Origin of the sequence: Vreelandella subterranea, assembly GCF_900111305.1 — a bacterium.
Classification (GTDB): Bacteria; Pseudomonadota; Gammaproteobacteria; order Pseudomonadales; family Halomonadaceae; genus Vreelandella; species Vreelandella subterranea.
In genome coordinates this window covers 84,401-110,412 of sequence record NZ_FOGS01000001.1, presented here as the reverse complement: position 1 = coordinate 110,412, position 26,012 = coordinate 84,401, and the positions used below count along the sequence as shown (strand labels likewise).

The window sequence follows — 26,012 nt, the reverse complement described above, 5'->3', positions numbered from 1 at the left end:
GGGTTACCCCCCGGCGAACATGGAAGCGTTATGTTTTATTGTGGTGCGCCTTAGCGGGCGTAGCGACGTAGCACGCCCTCGGCCTCTTGCTGTGCCTGAGTGAGTGCTTCTTCGGGCGTCATCTGTCCGGTCAGGGCGGCTTGCACGGCGTTGTCCAGGGCGCGGCGCACGCGGCCACCCTGGTAGGTGGAGAGCTCCGCCGTGCTGTGCTCCAGCTGATCCCGGGCGACGGCGGCGGGCGCGAAGTCTTCAACATAATCGCGCAGCGCCTCGGTCTCGTAGGCAGCGGGGCTGACGCCCATATAGCCGGTCTCGATCGACCAGGCAGCGGCGCGTTCCGGGGCGGTCATCCAGCGGATGAAGGTCATGGCCGCGCGCTGCTCTTCTTCCGTCGTATCCTTGAAGACGTAGAAGTTGCCACCGCCGGTGGGGCTGCCGCGCTGGGTTTTCATGGGCAGCATGGCGACGCCGAAATCAAAATCGGCGTCGCTACGCACGGCGCTCAGGTTGCCGGTGGTGTGCCACATCATCGCGGTGGATTCTTCGATAAAGTTCTGGCGCAGCGTGCCCCATTCAATGGTGTCGTCAGGCATGGCATCGTGCTCATCGGCCAGCGATACCCAGTATTCAAGCGCTTCAATGGCGGCAGGGTCATCAAAATAGACCTCGGTACCGTCCTCGCTCATCAGCCGGTGGCCGTTCTGGAAGGCGAAGGCCTGGAACATCCAGTAGGGATAACCGGTGGAGGGCACCATGACGCCCCACTGGTCGCCATCGGAAGCCTCGCGCACAGTGGCGGCCATTTCGGCCATCTGTTCCCAGTTTTCGGGGGGCGTCTCAGGGTCGAGTCCGGCGGCTTCAAAGGCGTCCTTGTTCCAGAACAGCACGATGGTGGAGCGCTGGAAGGGAATGCCGTAGGTCTTACCATCCAGTCGGCCGTTTTCCATCAGCCCGGGGTAGAAGCTGTCGAGCCATTCGCGTTCTGCGTCGCTTTCGACAAGGTCGTCGAAGGCTACGATGGCATCTTGCTCCAGCAGTTCGTAGAGGTCGATGGAGAACATCACCGACAGCTGCGGCGTATCACCCGCTTCCATCGCCGACATCGCCCTCACGCGGGTGTCGTCGTAGTTGCCGGCATAGATGGCTTCGACGTCGATATCAGGATGCTCATTTTCGAAATCTTCTACCAAGCCATCGACCACATCGGTTAACGCACCACCGACGGCGACCGGGTAGTACATGGTCAATTCGACCGGGTCGTTGGCAGCGGCCTGACCGGCGCCTAGCAGACCAGCGGTTAGGGCAGAAAGAGCAAAGGGGATACGGGCACGCATGGGGAACACCTCAACGTTGGGATTGGAGCGGGAAGTGGCGCAATTCGGCTTGCGATGAACCAATGGGTAATTCGCTTTCCGGCGGAGCAGTGGGCATCAGTGAGTAAGCGGTCAGGTCGTCACGACGCAGGCCGTCGGCTCCGAACAGGTGAGCGGCGGACGCAGGCCAGCCGATCCGGCAGTGCTGGCCGGTAATCGCATGGCGGCCGCGCAGCCGGATCCGCAGGGTATGTCGGCCGACCACCAGGTGGGCGATGGTGTCGGCCCCCAGGTATTCGTCGCTGAGCACCTTTGCCGGTACGCCGGAGGCTGATGCAGGGCGTAGCTCGATATCTTCAGGGCGGATGCCCAGCTGACCGTTGGCCGCTTCCAGTGGGGCAACCGGCATGTCGGATTCGCTATCAATCACAGCGCCGTGTTCGCCAGCCACCAGTGGCAGCAGGTTCATGGCAGGGCTGCCGATAAAGCTGGCGGCGAAGGCGCTGGCCGGGCGGTTGTAAAGCTCGTCGGGGGTGCCGTCCTGCACGATCTGGCCGTGCTGCATCAGAATCACGCGGTCCCCCATGCTCATGGCCTCGACCTGGTCATGGGTGACGTAGATCACCGTCATGTTCAGGCGGCTTTGCAACGCCTTGATTTCCCGACGCATATCGCTGCGCAGCCGGGCATCCAGGTTGGAAAGCGGCTCGTCCATCAGGCAGATGGGGTGTTCGGAGATCACCGAGCGGGCCAGCGCCACCCGCTGGCGCTGGCCGCCGGAAAGCTGGGCGGGTTTGCGGTTCAGGTGGTCGGTGAGATCAACCAGTTCGGCGACCTTGGCCAGCCGCTCGCGCTGCTCGGCTTTGGGTACCTTGCGGCTGCGCAGGCCAAACACGATGTTGTCGGCTACACTCAAGTGCGGAAACAGCGCGTAGGACTGGAACACCATGCTCAGCCCGCGATCCCCCGGCGGCAGGCGCGTGACGTCACGATCGCCGATATGGATACGCCCGTCGCTGGCCTCTTCCAGGCCTGCGATCATGCGCAAGGTGGTTGATTTACCGCAGCCCGAGGGGCCGAGCAGAATGACAAATTGCCCAGGGGTGACGTCGAAGGAAATACCATCGACGGCGGGTGACGCGTCCCATCGTTTGGTAACGCGTTCCAGGCGGATACGCGATTGGTCCATAACACTCATCACCGGCTGTTGGTTGTTATTGATCCAGCTTGTGTTGAAGGTGTTGCACTTGCATGACACTTATATAGCAATCCTGTGTCAAGCGAAATAGTTACCGAGTGACTTTAAGCCCATAACGCTGGAGTCTGCGTACGACGCTTGATTGGCTGATGCCCAGCCGCTCGGCGATGGCGTAGGTGCTGGGCAGCGTGGCACTTAATTCTTCAAAGGTTTCCCGCTCCAGCCGCGCGAGATACTGCTTGAGTGTCTCGTGGGGCTGGATGGGTATTGTGTTGGAAGTAGGCGAAGCGTCTGCCGGATTCGTGGCGGGGTGTTCCGCTTGGGAATGAACGGCCGGCGTTTCGATTTGATCGGTGGGGCTTGAAAGCCAGGCTCTTTCCAGCCAGTTCTCCAGCTCACGCACGTTGCCCGGCCATTCACTGCCCATCAGCGTCGACCATACCTGATTGCCCAGGATTTTCTGCCGCCCGTAGCGCTGGTTCAGCCGGTTCAGGCAGGCCTCTACCAAGTCGGGAATATCCTCGCGGCGGTCTCGAAGCGGGGGCAGGGTGACGGGGATGACATTAAGACGGTAGTAAAGGTCCAGCCGAAAGTGCCCGGCTTCGACCTGCTTGGCCAGGTCCTGGTTGGTGGCGACCACCAAACGGAAATTCACCCGCCTTGGGCGGGTATCGCCCAGGCGAGTCAGGCTGCCATCCTGGATCACCTTGAGCAGTTTGGTCTGCATCAATAGCGGCAGCTCGCCGATCTCATCCAGAAACAGCGTGCCGCCTTCGGCCTGCTCCAATAGGCCCGCTTTGCCCTGCCGCGCGGCGCCGCTGAAAGCGCCGGGCTGGTAGCCGAACATCTCCGACTCGAAGAGGTTCTCGGGGATGGCCGAGCAGTTGACGTCGATAAAGGGGCCGTCACAGCGCTGGCTCCAGCGGTGCAATTGTTTGGCGAAGGCGGTTTTCCCCACGCCGGACTCGCCCAGCATCAGCACATTGGCATCCGAGGGCGCCACGCGCTTGAGCAGCAGGGCAATTTCCCGCATGACGTTGCTTCTGACCTGGAGGTCATCCAGGGCGTCATCCAGCGCCTGTTCTTCGGCATCGGGGGCGGCATGGCTGCGCTTCAAGTGTTCGCTGAAGCGTTTTTGCAGCAGGGCGTATTCATCTTGCAGCAGTTGCAGGTCGGTAAGATCCCGGGAGCGGCTGATGACGCGCTCGAGCCTGCCCTCCACAAACACGGGGTAGGCTTCAGCAATGACGCGTCGGCCTGTCCCGGTGACCTGCATAAGCTGCGCAGGTTGGCGCGTGCGCATCACTTCCAGCGTAATCGACGGCTTCAGTACCCCAGCGGCCTGTAGCTGTTGAACGCTGCTGGCAAGCAGTTCCTCCCGTGATAACCCGTAAACCGCTTCGGCGCCTGGGCTGATATCCAGCACGCGGCCGTCGCCACCAACGATGAAGAAATGGTCGTTGGCTGTTTCCACGATGGTTTGCAGGACGCAGCTATCGATGTCGCTCACCAGGGGCTCCTTTGATGCGTTTATGAATCGATAATGCATTCTTGAATCAAGTGGCCCTATTTTCAATGCATTTTTGCATCGAAAGAGCTTTTTAACGGCGCTCAATGGCGGCTTAAGCGCGAGATGGAAGTTGGCACGGTACCTGCAGTATTCAGCAGTATTCAGCAGTAGTGAGCAGTAGTCAGGCCGGATATGGCGCAACCAATAACAAGCTGGAGATGAGTATGTCGGACTTTAATCAGCCGCTGGGCGGCAACAGCATGCCGCGCTTTGCCGGCCCCGCGACCATGATGCGCCTGCCCACGCAGGAAACGGCTCAGGGGTTGGACGCGGCCTTTATCGGCATTCCCATGGATATTGGCACCTCGAACCGCCCCGGCACGCGGCTAGGTCCGCGCCAGATTCGCGATGAGTCGCGCATGCTGCGCCCCTATAACATGGCGACCCGCGCAGCGCCCTTCGAAAGCCTGCAGGTGGCGGACATTGGCGATGTCCCCATCAATACGTTTCACCTGCCAAAAAGCGTCGACATCATTACCGCGTTTTACGACGAGGTGCTCAAGCATGACTGTATTCCGCTGACCCTTGGCGGCGAACATACGCTCACTCTGCCGGTACTGCGTTCCATTGCCAAGAAGCATGGCCCGGTAGGGCTGATCCACGTCGATGCCCACGCCGATGTGAACGAGCACATGTTTGGCGAGCCGATTGCCCATGGCACGCCGTTTCGTCGTGCCCAGGAAGAGGGGCTGCTGGCCGCCAACAAGGTCGTGCAGATTGGCCTGCGGGGGACGGGATACGCGGCGGAAGATTTCGACTGGTGTCGAGATCAGGGCTTTCGTGTCGTTCAGGCGGAGGATTGCTGGTACCGCTCGCTGGCGCCGTTGATGAAGGAAGTACGCGAGCAGATGGGCGATATCCCGGTGTACATCAGCTTTGATATCGACGCCCTGGACCCCTCGGTTGCCCCCGGTACGGGCACGGTGGAAATGGGCGGCCTGACGTCTTCCCAGGGCCTGGAAATCGTTCGTGGTGCGGCAGGCCTGAACATTGTCGGCGGCGATCTGGTGGAAGTGTCGCCACCCTACGACCCCAGCGGCAACACCGCGCTAATGGGGGCCACATTGTTGTATGAAATGCTCTGTGTACTGCCGGGCGTAAAACGCGGCAGTTAATCAGATGATGGCATTAAAAAGCGCCGGTTTAACAAGGCGCATTAAATAAATAGACAAGGTAATAAGCGGTGCAGGCCGCCGCTTCAGAAATCGCCAGCTCACCTCCAATAAACCTTCAATACAGGTGAACCCATGTCCTCGCATGTGCAGCTAGACGAGCCAAGCGCCGATGAACCGATCCAACGGCGTCATCTCATCAAATTCTTAATTCCCTCCTTGATCGGGGTGCTGTTGTTCTTGGTGCCCTTTCAAGTGGGCGACACCATTAACATCGGCATGGGCCTGATGGCCGATGGATTGCAAACCCTGCTGGGAACGACCTTGCCTGCTATCGCCACGGTGGTACTGTGCTTCTCGGTCGTGGCCACGCTTTATGCCAAACTGGTGAATCCTTCCTGGGCGGAATCGGGCGTACTGAACGAAATGTTTCACGTCGGGCCGGTATGGTTGGGTATGCGCATCCTGGGCGCGCTCTTTGCCTTGATGACGTTTTTTCAGGTAGGCCCCGAATTCGTCACCGCATCGTTTACCGGTGGGGTGATGCTCAACGACCTGGCGCCGGTGCTGCTGACCTTCTTCTTCTTTGCTGCGCTGCTGCTGCCGTTTCTGGTGGAATTCGGCTTTATGGAGTTTATCGGCAGCCTGGTGCGCAAGCCGTTCCGGGTGATCTTTAATCTGCCGGGACGCAGCGCCATCGATGCCACCGCGTCGTGGATGGGGTCGGGTACCGTCGGCGTGCTGATTACCACCCAGCAGTACGAGCAGGGCTACTATAACGGCCGCGAGGCCTCGGTGATTGCCTCCAACTTTTCGGTGGTCTCGATTGCCTTTGCGCTGCTCGTGACCAGCTTCGTGGATATCAACCACCTGTTTGTGCAGTTTTATTTCACGGTGGTGGTTTCGGGGTTAATTGCTGCGGTGATTGTGCCGCGCTTGCCGCCGCTGTCCCGCAAAGCCAATGATTACTATGAGCCGGTGGGGTGTCAGATCAGCGAAAAACCCACCGCTAAAATAGGCCTGTTGCGCTACAGCCTGCTGCAAGCCACGCGCCGTGCCGCCGGTGCGCCGGGGCCCAGGGAACTGGCGAAGCTGGCGTTGCTTAACGTCATGGATATCTTCCTCGCACTGCTGCCCCTGGTGTTTGCCATCGGCACGGTCGCGCTGATCCTTGCTGAGTTTACCCCGCTGTTCACCTGGCTTTCCTACCCGATGGTGCCGGTGCTGGAGCTGCTGCGGATTCCCGAGGCAGAAGCGGCGGCGCCTGCGACGCTGGTCGGCTTTGCCGATATGTTCCTGCCAGCGGTACTGGCGACCAATATCGAAAGCGAACTGACCCGCTTCGTGATTGCCTGCCTGTCGCTCACTCAGTTGATCTACATGTCGGAAATCGGCGCGCTGCTGCTCAAGTCGAAGATCCCCATCAAGCTATGGGAACTGGTGGCGATTTTCCTGCTGCGGACAGCCATCACGCTGCCGATCATCGCCTTTATGGCCCATACGTTTTTCTTCTAAGGGGCCTACAATGAACGCTAACGTAACGAGCAATCAGTCAACCAGTCCAGCAACCCTGACCTGCGCGGAGCTACTGATCCGTTTGCTGCGCGATACCTACGGTGTCAGCACACTGTTCGGCATTCCCGGCGTGCACACCGTGGAGCTGTATCGCGGGCTGGAAGGCAGCGATGTGCAGCATATTACCCCGCGCCATGAACAGGGCGCAGGGTTTATGGCCGACGGCTATGCCCGGGCAAGCGGCAAGCCAGGGGTCTGCCTGATTATCACCGGGCCGGGGATGACCAATATGGCCACCGCCATGGGCCAGGCCCTGGCGGACTCCATTCCCATGCTGGTGATCTCAAGCGTGAACCGTCGCGATACCCTGGGTATGGGCCAGGGGCGGCTCCACGAGCTGCCCAGCCAGCAGCAGATGATCAGCGGTGTGGCTCGCTTCAGCCATACGCTGCTGGATGCCAACACGCTGCCCGAGGTGCTGGCCCGTGCTTTTGCAATCTTCAACGGTGCGCGGCCTGGTCCGGTGCACATTGAAATCCCCATCGACCTCTTCAACGCGCCGGTAGACGCACCGTCTTCCTGGCAGGCGCCCACGCTTTACAGGGCCGCGCCCGACCCAGACGGGCTTGCCGAGGCCGCTCGGCTGTTAAAGGCGGCGAAGCAGCCCTTGGTGCTACTGGGCGGTGGTTGCGTATCGGCGCCCAAAGCAGCGCGGGCATTGGTAGAACAGCTCGATGCGCCCACGGTCACGACCATCAACGCCAAAGGTCTGTTGGGCCGTGAACACCCGCTGGATTTAGGCGCGAACGTCGCGTTGCCTGCGGTACGCGAGCTGGCGGCCAACGCCGATGTGATTCTGGCGGTGGGTACCGAGCTTGGTGAGACCGACTACGACGTAGTGTTCGACGGTGGGTTTCTCCTCAATGGCACGCTGATCCGTATCGATCTCGACCCTGAACAGCTGGTGCGCAACCAGCGCGTCACGCTAGGGCTGGTGGGGGACGCTGGGCGTAGCCTTGAGTTGTTGCTTGGTCACTTTCCCGATTCATTGCAACGCCAGGGAGCTAAACGAACCGCCTCGGCGTTAAGCGCCTTGAACCTGGTCAAGGACCCCGCCTTTAGCGATTTTGTGCCGCTTTATACAACGCTTGCCGAGCACCTGCCTGACGCCATTCTGGTGGGCGATTCCACCGCGCCGGTGTATGCCGGTAATCACCTGGTGAGCCAGCCCGCGCCACGGCGTTATTTCAACGCCTCAACGGGCTACGGCACCTTGGGCTATGGGCTACCGGCGGCGCTGGGTGCCCAGTTGGGTCGCCCCGATCTACCGGTGGTGGCTTTGGTAGGCGATGGCGGGGTGATGTTTACCCTCTCCGAGCTGGCAACGGCCGTGGAAGAGCGTCTGCCAATCGTCATCGTGCTCTGGCACAACGCAGGCTATGAAGAGATTCGTCGCTATATGGATGCCAATGGCGTGGCGCGCTTGGGCGTGGATATCCAGGCACCCAACTTCCTCACCCTGGCCGAAGGGTTCGGCTGTTCAGGTGTCATGGTGGGGAGCCCATCTGAGCTTTCTCGAGCCTTGACTAAACGCGATCCCCACCGACCAGTGTTGATCGAAATAGACGCCGCAGCATGGCAAAAAAACCTGATTGAAACAGGAGATAACAATGAAAAGTAATCATGTATTGGGCCAGGATACGCTGTCGGCTGACGATGTAGAGCATAGCCTCGGGCTGCCTGGCACCTTCGCGCTGTGGCTGGGGGCTAACGTCGTCGTCACCACGATTCTAACCGGTATGTTTTTGGTGCCGGACTTAACCTTTCAGCATGCCATGTTGCTGATCGCGGTAGGCTCGGCGATCGGCATTATTCCGCTGGTGCTGATTGGGGTCATGGGGCAGCGCACCGGGATGACGACCATGGTGCTGGCGCGGGGTACCTTCGGTAGAAAAGGTGCCAACTTTCCTGCCTGGGTGAACCTGCTGGCGCTGATTGCGTGGAGCTGGATCCAGGCGCTCTTGGCGGGCATGAGCCTCGACTACGCGGTTGAAAGCCTGACGGGATACTCCAATGTGGCGCTGTTTACGGTGCTGTGTGAGTCGCTGGTGGTGCTTATCGCGCTTCGCGGACACTTGGGTATCGAAAAGGTCGAGAAAATCGCAGCGCTGTTGATGGTCGGGCTATCGGCAGTGGTACTGTTTGCGCTCAATCGCCATTACGACCTGCCGAGCATTACCCAACTGGAGCCGGAAGGCGTGCTGGGCGGTGGTGTGATTTTCGATATCGTCGTGGCCACCGCTTTTTCCTGGATACCGCTCGCGGCTGACTATAATCGCCACTGCCGTACATTGAAGGCAGCGGTTGTCGGTACCTGGGGCGGCTATGTGACGGCCACCCTGATTGCCATGGGGCTTGGTGCCACGGTCTCGGCGCTATCCATCGCCGAAGGCATGGAGCAGACCTACGATCCCACGGCCCTGCTGAGCGGTTTCGGGTTTGGGCTGCCGGCGGCGCTGGTGATTTTCTTTTCGGTACTGACGACGAACGTCATGTGTGTCTACAGCGCGACGCTTTCGTTCATGAGCGTGCGGCCCAAGGTGCCGTTCTGGAAGCCAGCGTTCATCATTGGCGTCGTGTCCGTGATCGGTGCCCTGATCCCCGGTATTCTCGATCAGTTCCAGACGTTTCTACTAATCATTGGCAGCGTCTTTATTCCCGCCTTTTCACTGATGATCGTCGACTACTTCCTGCTGGGTCACCAGCGCTACACCTCGGCTCAGCTGATTCAACAGGCCGATAGCCTGCCTGCATTTAACTGGCTAGCGTTGGGCAGCTATGCGGTCGGGGCGCTGTTGGCCTACTACTGGAACTGGGTGGCACCGCTGGACTTTGGGGCCTCGCTACCCGTGTTTGTGATTACCGGCGCGCTTTATTACGTTGTCAGTAAAGTGGCCATCACAAGGCGAGCAACGGCATGAGCTTAATGCGCATTAACGAGCAGCAGTGGTACCGTACCGCCGCCAAGGCGGACGGTATTAACCTGATCGACGAGCCGTGGATCAAGCCGTTTTATCGCTGCAATATCTGGCATGTTCAGGGCCGCGAGCGCGGCATGGTGGTGGATTTTGGCCTGGGTGCCATACCGCTGCGCCAACACGTTGCGTTGCTTAGCCAGCGTGACATCTTGGCGGTGGCCAGCCATACCCATTTTGACCATATCGGCGCGGCCCACGAATTCGACTGCTGTCATGTGCATCGGGCTGAGGCAGACATTCTGACCTCCCCGGATAACGCGCGTACTCTGGCAGCGCAGTTCCTCAGCGACGATATGTTCGAGGCGCTACCGCCCGAGCCCTATTGCCACGAACGCTACCGCATTACTGCGCCGCAGATGGTGTGCCCATTAGAGGATGGCGAGATATTGGATTTGGGTAACCGCCAGTGGGAAGTGATCCACACGCCGGGGCACTCCCCTGGCGGTATCGCTTTGTGGGAAGCGGCCACCCAAACACTGATCTCGGGCGATCTGATTTACGATGGTCCGTTGATTGAAGACCTGTGGCACAGCGATCTCACCGACTATGCCGCCAGCATGCGACGGCTTAGAGAGCTGCCGGTCAGCACGGTACACGGCGGACACTTCCCCAGTTTTAGCGGCCAGCATCTCAAGCAACTTATCGATGATTGGCTTCGCCAACACGACCTTTAAAGGAGTCACCACGGTGTCTACGTCTTCAAGCGCGGAACACGCTTCGCTGCCAGATAGCCAGATTCTCGATCACCAGTTCATCAACAACCAGTGGGTTGCCTCCCAAGGAACCCGTCTGCTCGACGTGATGAACCCTTACCGCGAAGAATTCATTGCCCAGGTGACCGCGGGGGATGCGGCGGATGTCGATGCTGCCGTCGACGCCGCCCGGCAGGCACAGCCCGGCTGGCAGGCGCTCGGCGGTGCCGCACGAGCGGCGTTCCTGGAAAAGTTCGCCGATGGGCTGGAAGCCCGCCGGGATTCGCTCCTCACGCTTTCGGCGACCAATAACGGTAAACCGCTGGCGGAAGCGGGGATCGATCTTGACGACGCCATTGCCTGCTATCGCTATTACGCCGGGCAGGCCAGGGCGCTGGATGCCCGCCAGGGGGAGTTGGTCAGTGTCGAAATGGAGGGCGTTGAGGCGCGCTGCTACCATGACCCGGTCGGCGTAGCAGGGCTGATTGCCCCGTGGAATTTCCCGCTGGTAACCAGCGCCTGGAAGCTGGCCCCCGCGTTGGCTGCGGGCTGTACCGCCGTGCTCAAACCCTCGGAAGTCACGCCGCTCCCCGAGCGGGTGCAGGCAGAGATTGCCCTTGAGATCGGTCTGCCTGCGGGCGTGCTTAATATTCTCAATGGCGACGGCGAAGGCATCGGCGCGCCGCTGGCCCGCCATCTCGGCGTGGATAAAATATCCTTTACAGGCAGTAATCAGGTGGGCGAGGCGGTGATGAAAGCCGCAGCCAACCGCTCTGCCAACGTATCGCTGGAACTGGGCGGGAAATCCCCCATTTTAGTGATGGAAGACGCTGACCCCGCTCAGGCCGCCGACTGGGTGATGGCGGGTATCTACTTCAACGCCGGGCAAATCTGTTCCGCGACCTCGCGTTTATTGGTGCACGAGGATATAGCGGAAGCACTCTACGCTGCCCTTGCCGAGCGCATGGATGCGCTGACGCTGGGTGATCCGCTGGCGGAAGGTACCGACCTGGGCCCGATGACCAGCGCCAGGCAGCGCGACGCGGTTCATGGCTATCTGAATCTGGCCGAACAGGAAGGCCTGAAGGCAGTGCGCGACGGGCGGCACCGCACGCTGCCAGCGAAGGGCTACTTCCTGGCACCAACCCTCTACCGCGATGTGCCGGTGGATAGCCGCCTGTGGAAAGAAGAAATTTTTGGCCCTGTGCTCTGTGCACGTAGCGTGGCAAACGAAGCCGAAGCCATCCAACTTGCCAACGACAGCGACTTTGGGCTGGCGGCCACCGTCATCAGCGGCGACCCCGAGCGCGCCAAGCGCATCGGCCGCCAGCTCAAAGCCGGTAGCATCTGGTACAACAGCGAGCAGCTAGTGCTCCCCGAAACCGGCTGGGGCGGCTTCAAACGCAGCGGCATCGGCCGCGAACTCGGCCCTTGGGGGCTAAGTGCTTATCTCGAAGTGAAACATGTGGTGGGGCCTGCGGCAGGCTAGACGTTGTCTTTACGCCTTGCATCGCTGGCTATTGGGCGCTTAGCTGGGTGAAATGCGCTGGTTTAATCCGAGTAGCGCCCCTCCCAAGGAGCCCATATGAAGATGTCGTCCAATGCCTTTAAGCGACAGCTACAGGCAGGCCAGCCTCAAACAGGGATCTGGCTGGGGTTGGCGAGTGCCTATGCAGCAGAAATTGCCGCGACGGCAGGCTTTGACTGGCTGCTGCTGGATGCCGAGCATACGCCCAATGAGCTGTCGAGCCTGCTTGCCCAACTGCAGGTGCTGGCGGCTTATGACAGCCATCCCGTCGTGCGCCCGCCTACTGGCGACGCGGTGTTGATCAAGCGCTATCTGGATATCGGCGTGCAGAACCTGCTGATACCCATGGTCGAAACGGCCGAGCAGGCCGCTGAGCTGGTGGCCGCTACGCGTTACCCGCCCCGTGGCATTCGCGGAGTGGGCCATGTACTGGCGCGGGCCTCGCGCTGGGGGCAGGTGGATGATTACCTCTCCCGCGCTGATGACGAAATCTGTCTGATGGTGCAAGTGGAAAGCCCCCAGGCGCTTGCGAATCTGGAGGCGATTGCGGCAGTGGATGGTGTGGACGGCGTGTTTATTGGTCCGGCGGATTTATCGGCCTCGATGGGCCACCTTGGCAACGCCAGCCACCCGGAGGTGACAGCGGCGGTAAACGATGCCATCGCCAGGATACGCGCCGCAGGAAAAGTAGCGGGTATTGTGACGGTGGATGAGCAGGCTGCCCGCGGCTATATCGCGGCGGGCTGCACCTTTGTGGGCGTGGGGATTGATACGCTGCTTTACGCCAATGCGCTACGCGATCTGGCGGCGCGTTTCAGAGAGTGATGAACCAAAACCTAATACATGCCGCGCTGTGGCTTACTCCCTGGCCGGCAAAATTCTTCCGAGGTTCATCAGCCCTTTGGGATCGAACAGCGCTTTAATGCCGCTGACCAGTTCCCGCTCGACCGGTGAAAGCCCTGCCAGATAAGGCGCCTGCTTGGTACGGCCAATGCCGTGTTCAGCGCTAATGCTGCCGTGGAAGTCGTCGAGCACGTCAAACAGCCGATTCTCCAGCTCATGCAGGTGGGCTTTCTTGTCGCTGTCCGCCATGGACGCAGGTGGCAGGATATTGAAATGCAGATTGCCGTCGCCCACGTGCCCGTAGGCAATGATCTCGCACTCGGGTGACGCCGCCATGACCTCGTCACTGGCGCGGGCGACGAAGTCCGAAATTGCCGAGATGGGCACCGAGATATCGGTGCGCAGATGCTCGCCGCGCCGCCGTTGGCCTTCCAGCATACTCTCGCGGAACTGCCATAGCTGGGCGGACTGGGTGTCGCTGGACGCCAGGGCGCCATCCAGCACCAGCTCGCGTTCCATGCCGTTTTCGAGCAGCTGTTCCAGCATTGAGCCGAGATCCACCGGCCCCGTGGCGGCGACTTCCATCAATACGTACCAGGGGTAGGCGCTGTCCATCGGGTCGCGCAGCTCGGGGGTCGCTTCCATGGCCAGCTCGATACAGCGGCGGGGTATCAACTCGAAGGCGGTCAGCAAGTCGCAGCAGTCGCGGCGCGCCAGACCGTACAGGTCAATCACTGCCTGAACGGAGGGCAGGCCCAGCAGCGCGGTACGGCTCTGGGTTGGTCGCGGCGCGAGCTTGAGGACGGCGCCGGTGACGATGCCCAGGGTGCCTTCACTGCCCAGAAACAGCTGCTGAAGATCGTAGCCGCGGTTGTCCTTGTGCAGGGCATTAAGGCCATCCCAAAGGCGCCCGTCGGGGAGTACCACTTCCAGCCCCAGTACCAGCTCGCGCATCATGCCGTAGCGCAGCACATTGAGCCCGCCGGCATTGGTGGCGATATTGCCGCCGATCTGGCAGCTGCCCTGGGCTCCTAGCGAGAGCGGGAAGTCGCAGTCGTGCTCAAAGGCGGCCTGCTTGACGTTCTCCAGAATACAGCCCGCATCCACGGTAATCGTGAAGTTAACCGGGTCGAGGGCGCGTACGCTATTCAAGCGCTCCAGGCTGATGACCAGTTCCTGGTCGTTTGCGTCAGGTAGGGCGCCCGCCACCAGACCGCTATGGCCGCCCTGGGGCGTCATCGCAATGTCGTGTTCATAGCAGCGCTTGACCACCTCGGCGACCTGCTCGGTATTCGCCGGGCGGGCAACGGCAAGCGGTGTGCCAAGCGTGTCCCCCGCCCAATCGCTGACATAGCGTGCTATATCGTTGGGGTGACGTAATACACCGCTGTCGCCAAGCAGGGCTTTGAGTTCGTCAAGAAAGTCGTCGTTCGTCATTGCCATCTGTCGACTCTTTGATGATAGGGATGTTAGGCCAGATGACGCATCAGTTCGCGAATGCCATAGGTCCAGGGTGGCAACTGGTCGCTTCTGCCCACCGGGTTGACCAGGGCGCCCAGGTCCGGAGTGGCGATGGTGACGCGGTCGCCAAGGTGATGGGTAAAGCCCTGACCTTCACCGTCGCGGTCCTGAATCGGCGAAAACATGGTGCCCAGAAACAGCATGAAGCCATCGGGGTATTGGTGATGGTCGCCGATGGTCTGGCTGACCAGGTCCAGCGGGTCGCGGCTGATTTCGCGCATATCGCTTTCGCCCTGGAGCAGGAAGTCGTCGTCCTCACCCTCGATACGCAGCGATACCTGGCAATTGCGCACGCTGTCGATATCGAAGTGGTCGTCAAACAGGCGAATGAACGGCCCCAGTGAGCAGGAGGCGTTATTATCTTTCGCCTTGCCGAGCAGCAGGGCGCTGCGGCCTTCGACGTCACGCAGGTTGACGTCGTTACCCAGGGTGGCGCCGCGCACCTGGCCGCGGCTATCCACGGCCAGGACAATTTCCGGCTCGGGGTTATTCCACTGGGAGGCCGGGTGCAGGCCTACCGTCGTGCCAAAGCCCACCGAGGACAGCGGCTGCGCTTTGGTAAACACCTCGGCATCGGGCCCGATGCCGACTTCCATGTATTGCGACCAGCCGCCACGCTCCTGGAGCGCTTTCTTAAGCGACATCGCCTCCTCGGAACCTGGCTTGATCTTGGAAAGATCCTTGCCTATGAGTGCCTGTAAGTCGCTGCGCAACTCGGCCGCCCTGGCCGAATCGCCGCCCGCCTGCTCCTCGATCACCCGTTCCAGCAGGCTGACCGCAAAGGTCACGCCGCAGGCCTTGACGGCCTGCACGTCGCAGGGGGCGAGCAGATAGGGCGCCTGTGGCGGTGACTGTTGGGAGTTGGTGAGTAGCGTGTCAAGGCTACCCAGGCTCGGCCCTTCCGCTTTACGCACGACGTCCAGTAAGTCGTCACGTTCCAACAGGTCGGACATGGTCGGGCCCAACTGGGTAATATCGATTACCTGGCTATCGCGCACCGCGACCAGTGCGGGCCCAGGGCGTGAACCTTCCTGCCATACACGGCCAACTAACAAGGCTTTGTCCAGGTCAGTCGGCAGTAGTTCATGGGGACTTATCATCGTTTGCATGTCTTATCCATATAGAGACTCAGTTATCAGTTACCGCGCACGGCGGTGATGTCAGGCAGCCAGGTTACAATGCCGGGGAAAGCAATCAGGATGACCAGCACCACCAGCAGGGTGGCATAGTAGGGCAGCATGGCCTTGACGAGCTGCTCCATGGAGACCTTGCCGACACCGCATCCGACGTAAAGGCAGGTGCCCACCGGGGGGGTCAAAAGGCCGATGCCAAGGATGAAGGCCATCAGTACGCCGAAGTACACCGGGTCGATGCCAACGGACTCGACAATGGGAGTGAGCATCGGCGCCATGATGACCATTGCAGGGGTCAGATCCATGACAAAGCCCACCAGTAGCAGCAAACCGGCAACGATCAACAACAGCAGTAAGGGGTCCTGAGTGATTGCCTGCACCTGGGTGACCAACGTTTGTGGCACCATATTGATGGTTAAAAACCAGGCAATAACCGTGGCGAAGGCCAGCAATAGCAGGACCATGCCGGTCAGGCGGGCAGTGCGGATCAGCATGCCCCAGAGCGCTGTAATCTTGAATTCGCGGTAGACCACCAGCGAGATGAAAAGCGAGTAAAGCAGCGCGGCAACGGCCGCCTCGGTGGCGGTGAAGATACCGCCGATGATACCGCCGATGACGAGCACTGGCAGAGCCAATGCCAGCCATGCGGCTTTGAACGCCTGCCATAAAACATCCAGCCGGAATTTACGGGTCTGCCCAGCATGGCCGATGGTGGCCATGATAAAGGTGGTCGTCATGAGCCCGAAACCGATCAGTATCCCCGGCACAATGCCAGCGATGAACAGGCGGCTGATCGACGTCTCGGTGACAATGCCATACAGAATCAGCGGAATCGATGGTGGAATGATAATACCGATCACCGACGAGACGGTGTTGATCGCAGTCGCTTGTGGGCCGCTATAACCCTGTTGCTTCATCGAAGGAATCATCATCGCGCCTGTCGCGGCGGTGTCGGCTACGGCAGAACCGCTAATGCCGCCGAAGAACATCGAGCCGGTAATGGCCACCTGTCCCAGGCCGCCGCGCACGAAGCCTACCAGTGCGCCGGCCAGCTCCATGAGGCGACGGGCGATGCCGCCGTTGCTCATGACTTCACCGACCATGATAAAGAACGGAATGGCCAGCAGGGGAAAACTGTTCACGCCTCGAATCGACTGCTCGATCAGAATCGAGAGCGGAATATCAGAGAGTACCGCCATCACTACGGCGGCGATGCCCAAGCCAAATGCAATCGGCAGGCCCAGAGCTAGCGAAACAAACAGGATGCCGAGAAAAATCCATAGCATGGTTTAGCAGCCTCCATCGGCATTCGGCGTTGCGCTGGGGGAACGTATTTGCTGGATGCTCTTCCAGGCGCGCCAGATTGACACTGCACCAATAAAGCATGCGCAAAGCACGAATGAGACGTTAACCAGATTCCAGGGCACATTCAGGATGGCCGTTTTACCGGATGCGCGCGACATCACCAGAAAGCCACCCCAGATGATGACACCCATCAAGACAGTAATAATGATGTGCTGGAGTAGGTACAACATATGGGCGGCGCGCGGCTGTAGCCGACGAACCAGGATATCCACGGCGATGTGTTCAAAGCGTGCAAAGGCCGCCGCCGCGCCGAGGAAAATAAGCCAGATGAACAGCATGCGGGCCAGCTCGTCGGCCCAGGGCACGGAATTGTTGAATACGGCGCGACCCACCACATTGACCGATACCGAGACGATTAACGCTAACAGCAATGCCGCAATCACGTGTTCCATGGCCAGCGTCAGCCAGCGAAACAGCGCAGGACCCTGGCGCTGTTCGGGATCGATTTCCAACGGTTGGCGCTGTGGGTCGTCGAGAAAGGCCGCCGTATCTGGAATTTGCGTATCGGGGAAGTCCATAAGCTCTCCGCAGAGGCGAATAACGACAAGACAAGGGGCCATGGCCCCTTGTCTTGGCTAACAACGTGACAGTAACGCGACGCTTATTCCGTCATTGACGATTCGGCGATCTGCTGGAACTCCTCCACCAGATCTTCGCCGATGCGGGGGGCCCACTCTTCATAAACGGGCTGTACCGCTTCCTGGAAGGCGGCAATCTGCTCGTCATCAAGGCGGGTGATCTTCATGCCGCGTTCTTCAAGCTGATTACGCGACCAGTCGTCGTACTCGGCGGAAAGCTGGATTTCGTAATCGGCTGCTTTCAGCGCGGCTTCTTGAATAAGCGCTTGATACTCAGGATCTAAATTGTCCCAAGTGCGTTCGGAGATCATCTTGATGAAAGGTGTGTAGACGTGGCGGGTTTCTGACCCGAATTCCTGAACTTCGTGGAAGTTGGAGGTCAGGATAGTGCTCCAGGGGTTTTCCTGGCCGTCAACTACCCCCTGTTCCATGGCCGAGAACAGCTCCCCAAAGGCCATGGGCGTGGGGTTGGCACCCAGCGTTTCCCAGATATCCAGATGCACCGGATTTTCCATGGTGCGAATGGCCAAACCGCGAACGTCCAGGCCTGCGACATCCTCTGGCGAGGAGACTTCCCGTGCACTGTTGGAGAGCTGGCGGAAGCCATTTTCAGAGAACGCGAGGGCTTTGATGCCGGTGCCGTCAAAGGCATCGAGCATCTCCTGGGCAGCTTCGCTGCGCATGGCCTCGATAGCCGCTTCCCGGGTCGGTAGCAAGAAGGGCAGGTCAAATACCGCCAGTTCCTCGACGTAGCTCGTTGCAGGTGATGAAGAGGGATAGGTCATATCCAGCGTGCCGGTTTGCAGCATTTCCATCATCTGCACGTCGTCACCGAGCTGGCTGTTGGGGAAGACGTTAACCGTAATTCGGCCGTCGCTACGCTGCTCAAGAATATCGGCGAAATACTGGCTGGAGATGTACTGGGGCGAGCTTTCGGCCAAGCCAAGCCCCATGCGTAAGGTAACGCTGCCGTGGTCACCCACCATGTCGCCATCAATCTCGGGCGGGTCTGAAAGGTCAGGCGTTTGCGCGTAAGCCATGCCTGAGCTGAGCAGCGTGGCGCCGGTCATTAACAGGGTGCGTTTCCATAGATTATGCATTGTCACTCTCCTGGCGTGCTGCAGACCACTTCACCGAAGGGATTTTGCAAGCGAACTGCAGCGTGGTGTCTATTGTAGTTGTGTGTCAGCGGCGTTGCCTTTGACAGGTAAGCGCCGCCATGCCTATGTCAATGTCTAACGTTTTGGTTGTATGTTCAACATATACTTTTGTATGTGTCGACCTTGAGGTGAAGAAAGCGTACCTTGCCTACTAACCTCTATATTCACTCTAGGCGTGGAGCGGCACCATGGCCAACTTTCAACGCATAGCCCCTGAGCAGTTGCGGTCACGCTACTGGTTCGACAATCCTGATCATCCCGGCACCACGGCGCTGTGCATCGAGCGCTATCTCAATTACGGCATTACGCTGGATGAGTTGACCAGCGGCAAGCCGATTATCGGTATTTGTCAGTCGGGCTCCGACTTGACCCCGTGCAACCGCCATCACATTGAGCTGGTAAAGCGAGTCAAAGACGGTATTCGCGCCGCAGGCGGCGTGCCGTTTGAATTCCCCATGCACCCTATCCACGAAAACGTGCGCAGGCCTACTGCGGCGCTGGATCGTAACCTCGCCTACTTAGGCATCGTGGAAGTGTTGCATGGCTACCCATTAGATGGCGTGGTATTGACCACCGGCTGCGATAAAACCACGCCGGCTGCATTGATGGCGGCGGCGACGGTGAATATTCCGGCCATTGTTCTGTCCGGCGGGCCGATGCTGAATGGCTGGCGCGGTGCCGAGCGGGTCGGTTCGGGCACGATTATCTGGGAGCTTCGCAAGCGCCTGGCGGCGGGGGATATCGACTACGCCGAGTTTCTTTCCCGGGCCAGCGACTCGGCGCCTTCAATTGGTCACTGCAACACCATGGGCACCGCCTCCACCATGAACTCCATGGCTGAGGTGCTGGGCATGAGCCTGCCAGGCTCTGCAGTCATTCCTGCGCCTTACAAGGAGCGTGCCATGGTGTCTTACGATACCGGCACGCGAATCGTCGATATGGTCTGGGAGGATGTCAGGCCGCTGGATATCCTGACCCGGGAAGCGTTTGAGAACGCCATCGTGGCGTGTTCGGCGTTGGGCGGTTCTTCAAACGCGCCGGTGCACATTAATGCCATTGCCCGTCATGCGGGCATTGAACTGGATAACGATGATTGGCAGCGGCTAGGCCATGAGATTCCACTGCTGGCCAACGTCATGCCGGCGGGTGCCTTCCTGTGCGAAGAGTTCCACCGTGCCGGGGGCGTTCCGGCGATCCTCCATGAGCTAAATACCGCCGGTAAGCTGCACGGCGATGCGCTGACGGTCAATGGCCGCTCCATTGGCGATAATCTGGAAGGCCGTGAAACCCGTGACGCCGATGTGATTTGTCGCTATGCCGACCCGCTTGTCGAGCATGCGGGCTTCCTCAATCTCAAGGGCAATCTATTCGACTCGGCGTTGATGAAGACCAGCGTGATCTCCCGGGATTTCCGCGAACGCTTCCTGAATGACCCCAACGACCCCGATGCCTTTGAAGGCAAGGTGGTGGTATTCGATGGCTCCGAGGATTATCACGCGCGTATTGATGATCCGGCGCTCAACATCGACGCGCGCACCATTCTGGTGATGCGTGGCGCAGGTCCCGTCGGCCACCCCGGTGGTGCCGAAGTGGTCAATATGCAGCCGCCGGAAGCGCTGATCAAACAAGGTATCGAGTCCCTGCCATGCCTCGGCGATGGTCGCCAGTCGGGCACTTCCGGTTCGCCATCGATTCTCAATGCCTCACCGGAAGCGGCTACCGGCGGCGGCTTGGCGCTGCTGGAAAGCGGCGACCGGCTGCGGGTCGACCTCAAGCGCGGCGAAGTGAAGCTGTTGATTGATGCCGGTGAACTGGAAGCGCGCCGCGAGCGCTTGGCCCAGCAGGGGGGCTATCGCTACCCCGGCCACCAGACGCCCTGGCAAGAGATCCAGCGCAGCATGGTGGAGCCGCTGGATCGCGGTATGACGCTGGAGTCAGCAAGCAAGTATCGCGATGTGGCCCGCCAGCATCCGCCCAGGGATAATCATTAGAGGGGCGGTTACTAAAGGCGTTAGCACTAAAAGGGCAAGCACCAGAATGAGTCATTTGAGTACCTTGTCGCATCGTCAGCAGGGCCTGCTGTTGACCGCGGGTGGCGCGATCATCATGGCGCCGGACGCTCTGCTGATCAAAGTGGCCGACCTGCCCGATGCAGAAATTCTGATGTGGCGTGGCTTTCTTTCAGGGCTGGGGTTTCTGCTGATCGCCCTGCTGCGCTACGGGCGAGGTACCCTGGCAGCCTACCGTCGCTGTGGCTGGACGGGCATCGCCGTGGCGCTATTGTTCAGCCTGACCACCTGCGGGTTCGTGTTGGGCAACCAGTACACGAAAGCGGGCAACGTACTGATGATACTGGCCAGTTCACCGTTAATGGCGGCGGTACTCTCCTGGATCATCCTTAAGGAGCGCCTGCCCAGACGCACCTGGTCAGCCATCGTTGTTTGCATGCTGGGTATCGCCATGATCGCCCTCGATGACGCGGGCGCTGGCTCCTGGTTGGGTAACTCGTTCGCCCTGATGGCGGCGACAACTCTGGCGATCAACTTCACCCTCTGCCGGACGCGCCCAGGGGTGGATATGAGCCCCATGCTGGTGTTTAACGGTATTGTCGTGGGTAGCATTGCCGGGCTGTTTTGGCTGGCGGGGAGCGAACCGGCCCTGCCAGCCACCAACCAGCTAGCCGTGGTGATCCTGCTTTGTCTGATTATTGTGCCTTGCGGTGTGACGCTGCTGCAGCGCGGGCCGCTGTATCTCCCGTCCGCTGAAGTCGGTTTGCTGTTACTTCTGGAAGTGGTGATAGGCACGCTGCTGGCCTGGTGGATTCTGGCCGAACAGCCAGCGCCGATGGCTATGGTTGGCGGCGTTCTGGTACTGGGGACATTGAGCGCTAAAGGCCTCTATGAACGGCGGCTGGAACTGAGGCAGCGAGCCGGGCTTGATGCCATTTCAGTGACAGTCGACCGTTCAAATACGTTATAATTGACAGGAATTGAAACAGGGGCCTACCGCATTGACTTCATCTTTAAGGAAACCCGCCGCTCGCCCCAGTATCGCCGAATATCTCGCCGAGGAGATTTTTGGAGGACGTTATCATCCTGGCGATTTTGTCCCCCGTGAGCTGGATTTATGCGAACGCTTCGCGATCAATCGCTCAGCGGTACGCAGCGACCTGCGTCAGTTGGTGGATGCGGGCATTATCGAGCGTATCTCCGGCCATGGTTCCAAGGTACGTGAATACTCGGAGTGGCATATTCTCGATGCCCAGGTGACCGACTGGTTGACCCGCTATGCGGCGCCCAACCCGGATATTCAGCGCGAAATCCTCGCCTTTCGTCTGGACGTTGAACCCTATGTGGCGATGACCGCCGCCAAGCGTGCCAAGGCGCGGGATCTGGTCGCCATCGAGGAAGCCTTCGAAGGCCTGGGGCAGAACCTGCGCAATGCGACTTGCGAAGAAGAGCGACGGTTGCATAGCGAATGCGATATCGCCTTTCACGAAGCGATCTTCAAGGCGACCCACAATATTGTCTGGGCGCAGCTTTCGCATATTCTGCGCCCCTCCATTTATATTCTGATATCCATGTCCAACGAGAGTGCCTCCGACCCTGAAGAGAGCCTGGAGCGCCATCGATATCTCATGGAGAGCATTCGATTGCGCCGACCCCGGGAGGCTTTTTTAGCTTCCCAAGCGGTGTTGGCGGGGACCGCAGAGGCGCTGGGGCTTGAACATAGCGCCAGCTCATTAGGGCGCACTGTTGAACTGCTCCATACGGCACACTGACTCCCCGATCGCTGTTATAGAGTGAGCGTTTTCAATTGAGGTAAGCGTATGTCCGACTTCACCCTTGGCCTGGTTGGCGTGGGCAAGATCGTCCGCGATCAGCACTTGCCGGCGATAGCCGCCACCCCGAACTGCCAGCTTGTCGCCACGGCGGATCCTTATGCGTCACTGCCGGATTTACCTGGCTATCAAGGCCTGGAAGCGATGCTTGATGCCCATCCGGATATCGACGCCGTGGCGATCTGCACGCCAACCCACCTGCGCTACTCCCAGGCGCGGGCGGCGCTCTTGCGCGGCAAGCACGTGCTGCTGGAAAAGCCGCCAGGGGCAACGCTAAGCGAAGTGGAGGACCTGATCGCCACCGCTGCCCGGCAGGGCGTTAGCCTGTTTGCCGCCTGGCATTCGCGGTTTGCCCCCGGCGTGGCTCATGCCCGGCAGTGGTTGAGTGAGCGTCATGTGCAGCGGGTAGAGATCGAATGGAAGGAAGACGTACGGGTATGGCACCCAGGCCAGGCGTGGATATGGGAGGTCGGTGGCATGGGCGTATTTGACCCGGGTATTAACGCGCTGTCGATTGCCACCGCTATTTTGCCGCAGCCATTTTTCCTGCAAAAAGCGTGGCTGCAGGTACCCAGTAATGCGCAAACCCCCATTGCAGCGGAGCTCTCCTTCACCGATCCAGAAGGCGCGGCGATTGAGGCTGATTTTGACTTTCGTCAGCCCGGCCCGCCCACCTGGGATATGCATATCGACAGTGATGGAAGCCGCCTGAGCCTTACTCAGGGCGGCTGCCGTCTAGTGATTGACGGCGACGTCCTCATCGACGCTGAAGAGCGCGAATATCAAGGTCTCTACGCGCGGTTTGGCGAGTTGATCGCAAAAAAACGCAGCGAGGTGGATGTTGCCCCGCTGCGCCAGGTCGCCGATGCGTTTCTATATGGTCATCGTGAAACCACCGACGCCTTTATCGAGTAACGTCTCAAGTGACGCTCGTTCATTCACGCTTGCCATCGACCAGGCGTGAGACGCCATAGGGATTGCCGTCACGGAGCGCCTCGGGCAGTAACCCTTCCGGCAACGCCTGGTAGCACACCGGGCGCAGGAAGCGGAAAATCGCCGCGCTGCCTACCGAGGTGGTGCGGGAGTCCGACGTCGCCGGATAAGGGCCGCCGTGCACCATGGCGTGGCATACTTCCACCCCGGTTGGCCAGCCGTTGGCCAGAATCCGCCCCGCCTTGCGCTCCAGGGTGGGCAGCAGTTGCTTGGCGGTGGCCAGGTCGCCGTCATCCATGTGTAGCGTAATGGTGAGCTGGCCTTCGACCTGGGAAGCAACCCGCTGCATTTCGTCGACGTTGGCGCACTCAATGACCAGCGAGCTGGCACCGAATACTTCGGCTTGCAAAGCCTCATCCCCTAGGAAGTCGGTCGCACTAGCGACAAATAGCCCGCTTTGGCAAGCATTCGGGCCTTCACCGGCCTGACCACGGGCGACGTTGCGAACGTTGGGGTGGTTAGCCAGGGCACCAATGCCATCGTTGTAGGCACCATGAACGCCCGGTGTGAGCATGGTCTGGGCGGCACTACCTTTGACGCCTTCACCAGCGGTATCGATGAAGGCATCAAGATCAGCACCCTTCACCCCGATCACCAGGCCAGGGTTGGTGCAGAACTGACCGGCGCCCATGTTGAGGGAACCGACGAAGCCTTCGGCGATGGCTTTGCCACGTGCCTTGAGCGCTTCCGGCAGCAGGAACACCGGGTTGATGGAGCTCATCTCGGCGTAGACCGGGATCGGCTGCGGGCGCGCCTGGGCGGTGGCCATCAATGCCGTACCGCCACTGCGTGAGCCGGTGAAGCCCACCGCCTGAATGCGCGGGTCGGCGACCAGTGCCTGACCAATCTCCTTGCCGGAACCGAACAGCAGCGAAAAGACGCCTTCAGGCAGGTTGCACTTGGCAACGGCGCGCTGAATGGCGCGACCCACCAGCTCGGAAGTGCCGGGGTGGGCGGAATGGCCCTTGACCACCACCGGGCAGCCTGCGGCCAGTGCTGAAGCGGTATCGCCACCGGCAACGCTGAAAGCCAGCGGGAAGTTGCTGGCGCCAAATACCGCTACCGGGCCAAGGCCAATATGCCGCTGGCGCAGGTCGACACGCGGCATCGGTTCGCGATCGGGCAGGGCGGGGTCAATGCGCACATCGAGCCACTCGCCGGCCCGTACCACGCTGGCGAACAAGCGAAGCTGGCCGCAGGTACGGCCACGTTCGCCCTGCAGGCGTGCTTCGGGGAGGCCGGTTTCGGCGACACCACGCTCGGTCAGTTCTTCGCCGATTGCCTCGATCTCGCTGGCGATGGTTTCGAGGAACACGGCCCGGTCTTCAAGCGAGGTTTCGCGGTAAGTGGCGTACGCCGCTTCGGCAAGTTCACACGCCTGCTCCACTTCCGCCTTGCCGCCGCCGTGGTAGACGGGGTCCAGGGTCTTGCCGGTGGCAGGGTTGACGGCTTGAATGTCCGCCTGATTACCGCTGATGGCCTGCTGGCCAATAAGTAGTTTGCCTTCCAGAGTCATACAACCTCCTGTTGGTGTAAAAATTCAGGTGTTAAAGCGGTTTCACGCTGATGGCCGGTGTGTCTGCTTCAACCCGTAGCGGGTTGCGCAGGGCGCGGCCAAATTCATGGATATTGATCTCGAAGCGATCGCCTTCGCGCACCTTGATGCCGTCGGCGAAGCTAAGTGTTGCGGTGCCAAAAAAGTGCACATGCACATCGCCGGGGCGGCGGAAACCCGGGTATTTAAAGTGGTGATACTCCAGGTTGGCCAGGCTATGGGCCATGTTGGCCTCGCCGGTTAGAAAGGGCTTCTCCCACACCGTTTCGCCACTGCGCTGGATACGGCTGGTACCCTCCAAGTGCGCGGGCAGCTCGCCAATCAACAGCTCGGGCCCAAAACTGCAGGCGCGTAGCTTGGAGTGGGCCAGCCACAGGTAGTTGAAGCGCTCGGTGACGTGGTCAGAGAACTCGTTACCCAAAGCATAGCCGACGCGCCAGGGTTGGCCATCATTGCCGATCACATAAAGGCCTGCCAGCTCGGGCTCCTCGCCTGCATCTTCAGCAAAGGCGGGGGAGGGGATTGCTGCTTCCGGGGCCACCACGCACTGGCCGTCGCCCTTGTAGAACCACTCCGGCTGGGCACCAAGCTGGCCTGCGTCGGGTTTGCCGCCTTCCACGCCCAGCTTGAACATGCGCATGGAGTCGGTCATATCCTCTTCAGCCGCTTGCGCTTTGGCGTGCATCGCCGAGCGGGTATCGGCACTGCCCAGGTGGGTAAGGCCAGTGCCGGTCACCAGGCAGTGCGCCGGGTCGCTATGCGTCAGCGGTGGCAGCAGGCGCTTATCGTCGACCAGCGCCTGGTAATCAAGGCGAGTGTCGGTCAGCGCTTCCGTCACCATCTCGCTGAGCGGCTTACCGGCGCTAATCGCCCGGCTGGCCAGGGTGTAGGTGTCGCAATCGAGCAGTCTGACCTGCTCTTCGCTCTCGACCAGCGCGGCGCGAACCTGGTCCTGATGGTCAAACTGAATCAGTCGCATGGGGGTTCCTAGAGATAATTGTTATGGAAAACGTGGTGATCAAAGTGTTTAGACAAGCCCACAAGCTACCTAATGTTG

The 26,012-nt window shown here is 60.1% G+C and carries 21 protein-coding genes; 11 read left to right on the top strand and 10 right to left on the bottom strand.

Annotated elements, in window-relative coordinates; genetic code table 11:
- Window positions 1-50: 50 nt before the first annotated feature.
- The 3 genes from BMX75_RS00500 to BMX75_RS00490 form a co-directional block, all read right to left on the bottom strand.
- Window positions 51-1,334 (bottom strand): ABC transporter substrate-binding protein, encoded by a 1,284-nt coding sequence (locus tag BMX75_RS00500; RefSeq protein WP_092824282.1) that lies wholly within the window; start codon window positions 1,332-1,334, stop codon window positions 51-53.
- 10 nt (window positions 1,335-1,344) lie between these two features.
- A complete protein-coding gene (locus tag BMX75_RS00495) occupies window positions 1,345-2,502 on the bottom strand; it encodes an ABC transporter ATP-binding protein (protein ID WP_092824280.1) in 1,158 nt (385 codons plus the stop codon).
- A 100-nt stretch (window positions 2,503-2,602) separates the two neighbouring features.
- On the bottom strand, window positions 2,603-4,021 hold the full coding sequence (locus tag BMX75_RS00490; RefSeq protein WP_092824278.1) for a sigma-54 interaction domain-containing protein: 1,419 nt from the start codon (window positions 4,019-4,021) through the stop codon (window positions 2,603-2,605).
- Between the two features lie 224 nt (window positions 4,022-4,245).
- On the opposite strand from BMX75_RS00490, the gene speB reads away from it, so the two are divergent.
- The 7 genes from speB to hpaI all read left to right on the top strand — a co-directional run bounded on the left by speB (window position 4,246) and on the right by hpaI (window position 12,791).
- A complete protein-coding gene (speB, locus tag BMX75_RS00485; RefSeq protein WP_092824276.1) occupies window positions 4,246-5,196 on the top strand; it encodes an agmatinase in 951 nt (316 codons plus the stop codon).
- 132 nt (window positions 5,197-5,328) lie between these two features.
- Window positions 5,329-6,708: a YjiH family protein gene (locus tag BMX75_RS00480; protein ID WP_092824274.1), complete on the top strand. Its 1,380-nt coding sequence runs from the start codon at window positions 5,329-5,331 to the stop codon at window positions 6,706-6,708.
- A gap of 10 nt (window positions 6,709-6,718) precedes the next feature.
- Window positions 6,719-8,389, top strand: a complete 1,671-nt coding sequence (locus BMX75_RS00475; RefSeq protein WP_092824272.1) for a 5-guanidino-2-oxopentanoate decarboxylase — start codon at window positions 6,719-6,721, stop codon at window positions 8,387-8,389.
- Window positions 8,379-9,689, top strand: a complete 1,311-nt coding sequence (locus tag BMX75_RS00470) for a purine-cytosine permease family protein (protein WP_092824270.1) — start codon at window positions 8,379-8,381, stop codon at window positions 9,687-9,689. Before BMX75_RS00475 ends, BMX75_RS00470 begins: the two co-directional genes overlap by 11 nt.
- The gene (locus BMX75_RS00465) at window positions 9,686-10,420 is read left to right on the top strand and encodes an MBL fold metallo-hydrolase (protein ID WP_092824268.1); all 735 of its coding nucleotides are present in this window, start codon (window positions 9,686-9,688) and stop codon (window positions 10,418-10,420) included. The genes BMX75_RS00470 and BMX75_RS00465 overlap by 4 nt, the downstream gene beginning before the upstream one ends.
- A 13-nt stretch (window positions 10,421-10,433) precedes the next feature.
- On the top strand, window positions 10,434-11,927 hold the full coding sequence (locus BMX75_RS00460) for an aldehyde dehydrogenase family protein (RefSeq protein ID WP_245748310.1): 1,494 nt from the start codon (window positions 10,434-10,436) through the stop codon (window positions 11,925-11,927).
- A gap of 96 nt (window positions 11,928-12,023) precedes the next feature.
- Complete coding sequence (gene hpaI / locus BMX75_RS00455) at window positions 12,024-12,791, top strand: 4-hydroxy-2-oxoheptanedioate aldolase (RefSeq protein WP_092824264.1); 768 nt, start codon at window positions 12,024-12,026, stop codon at window positions 12,789-12,791.
- Window positions 12,792-12,824: 33 nt separating this feature from the next.
- Here the strand turns inward: hpaI and BMX75_RS00450 are convergent, their stop codons facing one another.
- The 5 genes from BMX75_RS00450 to BMX75_RS00430 form a co-directional block, all read right to left on the bottom strand.
- Window positions 12,825-14,252, bottom strand: a complete 1,428-nt coding sequence (locus tag BMX75_RS00450; RefSeq protein ID WP_422822040.1) for an FAD-binding oxidoreductase — start codon at window positions 14,250-14,252, stop codon at window positions 12,825-12,827.
- A gap of 26 nt (window positions 14,253-14,278) precedes the next feature.
- Window positions 14,279-15,439, bottom strand: coding sequence for a fumarylacetoacetate hydrolase family protein (locus BMX75_RS00445; protein WP_092824262.1), 1,161 nt, complete (start codon window positions 15,437-15,439; stop codon window positions 14,279-14,281).
- 26 nt (window positions 15,440-15,465) lie between these two features.
- On the bottom strand, window positions 15,466-16,749 hold the full coding sequence (locus tag BMX75_RS00440; RefSeq protein WP_092824260.1) for a TRAP transporter large permease: 1,284 nt from the start codon (window positions 16,747-16,749) through the stop codon (window positions 15,466-15,468).
- A gap of 3 nt (window positions 16,750-16,752) precedes the next feature.
- Window positions 16,753-17,346 (bottom strand): TRAP transporter small permease, encoded by a 594-nt coding sequence (locus BMX75_RS00435; protein WP_092824258.1) that lies wholly within the window; start codon window positions 17,344-17,346, stop codon window positions 16,753-16,755.
- Window positions 17,347-17,429: 83 nt separating this feature from the next.
- Window positions 17,430-18,506 (bottom strand): TRAP transporter substrate-binding protein, encoded by a 1,077-nt coding sequence (locus tag BMX75_RS00430; RefSeq protein WP_092824256.1) that lies wholly within the window; start codon window positions 18,504-18,506, stop codon window positions 17,430-17,432.
- Between the two features lie 248 nt (window positions 18,507-18,754).
- Between BMX75_RS00430 and BMX75_RS00425 the strand changes: the two genes are divergently transcribed.
- From BMX75_RS00425 to BMX75_RS00410, 4 genes are read left to right on the top strand one after another with little or no spacing between them, the layout of a single operon-like run.
- A complete protein-coding gene (locus BMX75_RS00425; RefSeq protein WP_092824254.1) occupies window positions 18,755-20,557 on the top strand; it encodes an IlvD/Edd family dehydratase in 1,803 nt (600 codons plus the stop codon).
- Window positions 20,558-20,603: 46 nt separating this feature from the next.
- Complete coding sequence (locus BMX75_RS00420) at window positions 20,604-21,545, top strand: DMT family transporter (protein ID WP_092824252.1); 942 nt, start codon at window positions 20,604-20,606, stop codon at window positions 21,543-21,545.
- A 31-nt stretch (window positions 21,546-21,576) separates the two neighbouring features.
- Window positions 21,577-22,347, top strand: a complete 771-nt coding sequence (locus BMX75_RS00415; protein WP_092824250.1) for a FadR/GntR family transcriptional regulator — start codon at window positions 21,577-21,579, stop codon at window positions 22,345-22,347.
- Between the two features lie 48 nt (window positions 22,348-22,395).
- Window positions 22,396-23,322, top strand: coding sequence for a Gfo/Idh/MocA family protein (locus tag BMX75_RS00410; protein ID WP_092824248.1), 927 nt, complete (start codon window positions 22,396-22,398; stop codon window positions 23,320-23,322).
- A gap of 19 nt (window positions 23,323-23,341) precedes the next feature.
- Here BMX75_RS00410 and BMX75_RS00405 read toward each other — a convergent pair whose 3' ends face one another.
- Both BMX75_RS00405 and araD1 read right to left on the bottom strand, forming a co-directional pair.
- Window positions 23,342-24,916 carry an aldehyde dehydrogenase (NADP(+)) gene (locus tag BMX75_RS00405; RefSeq protein WP_092824246.1) on the bottom strand — a complete coding sequence of 525 codons (1,575 nt, stop codon included), beginning with the start codon at window positions 24,914-24,916 and terminating at the stop codon, window positions 23,342-23,344.
- Between the two features lie 31 nt (window positions 24,917-24,947).
- On the bottom strand, window positions 24,948-25,934 hold the full coding sequence (araD1, locus tag BMX75_RS00400; RefSeq protein WP_092824244.1) for an AraD1 family protein: 987 nt from the start codon (window positions 25,932-25,934) through the stop codon (window positions 24,948-24,950).
- Between the last annotated feature and the right edge of the window lie 78 nt (window positions 25,935-26,012).

Coding starts and splice junctions, on each gene's coding strand:
- BMX75_RS00480 (WP_092824274.1), top strand. CDS start 5,329: ATGTCCTCGCATGTGCAGCTAGACGAGCCAAGCGCCGATGAACCGATC.
- BMX75_RS00445 (WP_092824262.1), bottom strand. CDS start 15,439: ATGCAAACGATGATAAGTCCCCATGAACTACTGCCGACTGACCTGGAC.
- BMX75_RS00495 (WP_092824280.1), bottom strand. CDS start 2,502: ATGGACCAATCGCGTATCCGCCTGGAACGCGTTACCAAACGATGGGAC.
- BMX75_RS00450 (WP_422822040.1), bottom strand. CDS start 14,252: ATGGCAATGACGAACGACGACTTTCTTGACGAACTCAAAGCCCTGCTT.
- speB (WP_092824276.1), top strand. CDS start 4,246: ATGTCGGACTTTAATCAGCCGCTGGGCGGCAACAGCATGCCGCGCTTT.
- BMX75_RS00500 (WP_092824282.1), bottom strand. CDS start 1,334: ATGCGTGCCCGTATCCCCTTTGCTCTTTCTGCCCTAACCGCTGGTCTG.
- BMX75_RS00475 (WP_092824272.1), top strand. CDS start 6,719: ATGAACGCTAACGTAACGAGCAATCAGTCAACCAGTCCAGCAACCCTG.
- BMX75_RS00420 (WP_092824252.1), top strand. CDS start 20,604: ATGAGTCATTTGAGTACCTTGTCGCATCGTCAGCAGGGCCTGCTGTTG.
- BMX75_RS00405 (WP_092824246.1), bottom strand. CDS start 24,916: ATGACTCTGGAAGGCAAACTACTTATTGGCCAGCAGGCCATCAGCGGT.
- araD1 (WP_092824244.1), bottom strand. CDS start 25,934: ATGCGACTGATTCAGTTTGACCATCAGGACCAGGTTCGCGCCGCGCTG.
- BMX75_RS00435 (WP_092824258.1), bottom strand. CDS start 17,346: ATGGACTTCCCCGATACGCAAATTCCAGATACGGCGGCCTTTCTCGAC.
- BMX75_RS00440 (WP_092824260.1), bottom strand. CDS start 16,749: ATGCTATGGATTTTTCTCGGCATCCTGTTTGTTTCGCTAGCTCTGGGC.
- BMX75_RS00425 (WP_092824254.1), top strand. CDS start 18,755: ATGGCCAACTTTCAACGCATAGCCCCTGAGCAGTTGCGGTCACGCTAC.
- BMX75_RS00430 (WP_092824256.1), bottom strand. CDS start 18,506: ATGCATAATCTATGGAAACGCACCCTGTTAATGACCGGCGCCACGCTG.
- BMX75_RS00470 (WP_092824270.1), top strand. CDS start 8,379: ATGAAAAGTAATCATGTATTGGGCCAGGATACGCTGTCGGCTGACGAT.
- BMX75_RS00410 (WP_092824248.1), top strand. CDS start 22,396: ATGTCCGACTTCACCCTTGGCCTGGTTGGCGTGGGCAAGATCGTCCGC.
- BMX75_RS00465 (WP_092824268.1), top strand. CDS start 9,686: ATGAGCTTAATGCGCATTAACGAGCAGCAGTGGTACCGTACCGCCGCC.
- hpaI (WP_092824264.1), top strand. CDS start 12,024: ATGAAGATGTCGTCCAATGCCTTTAAGCGACAGCTACAGGCAGGCCAG.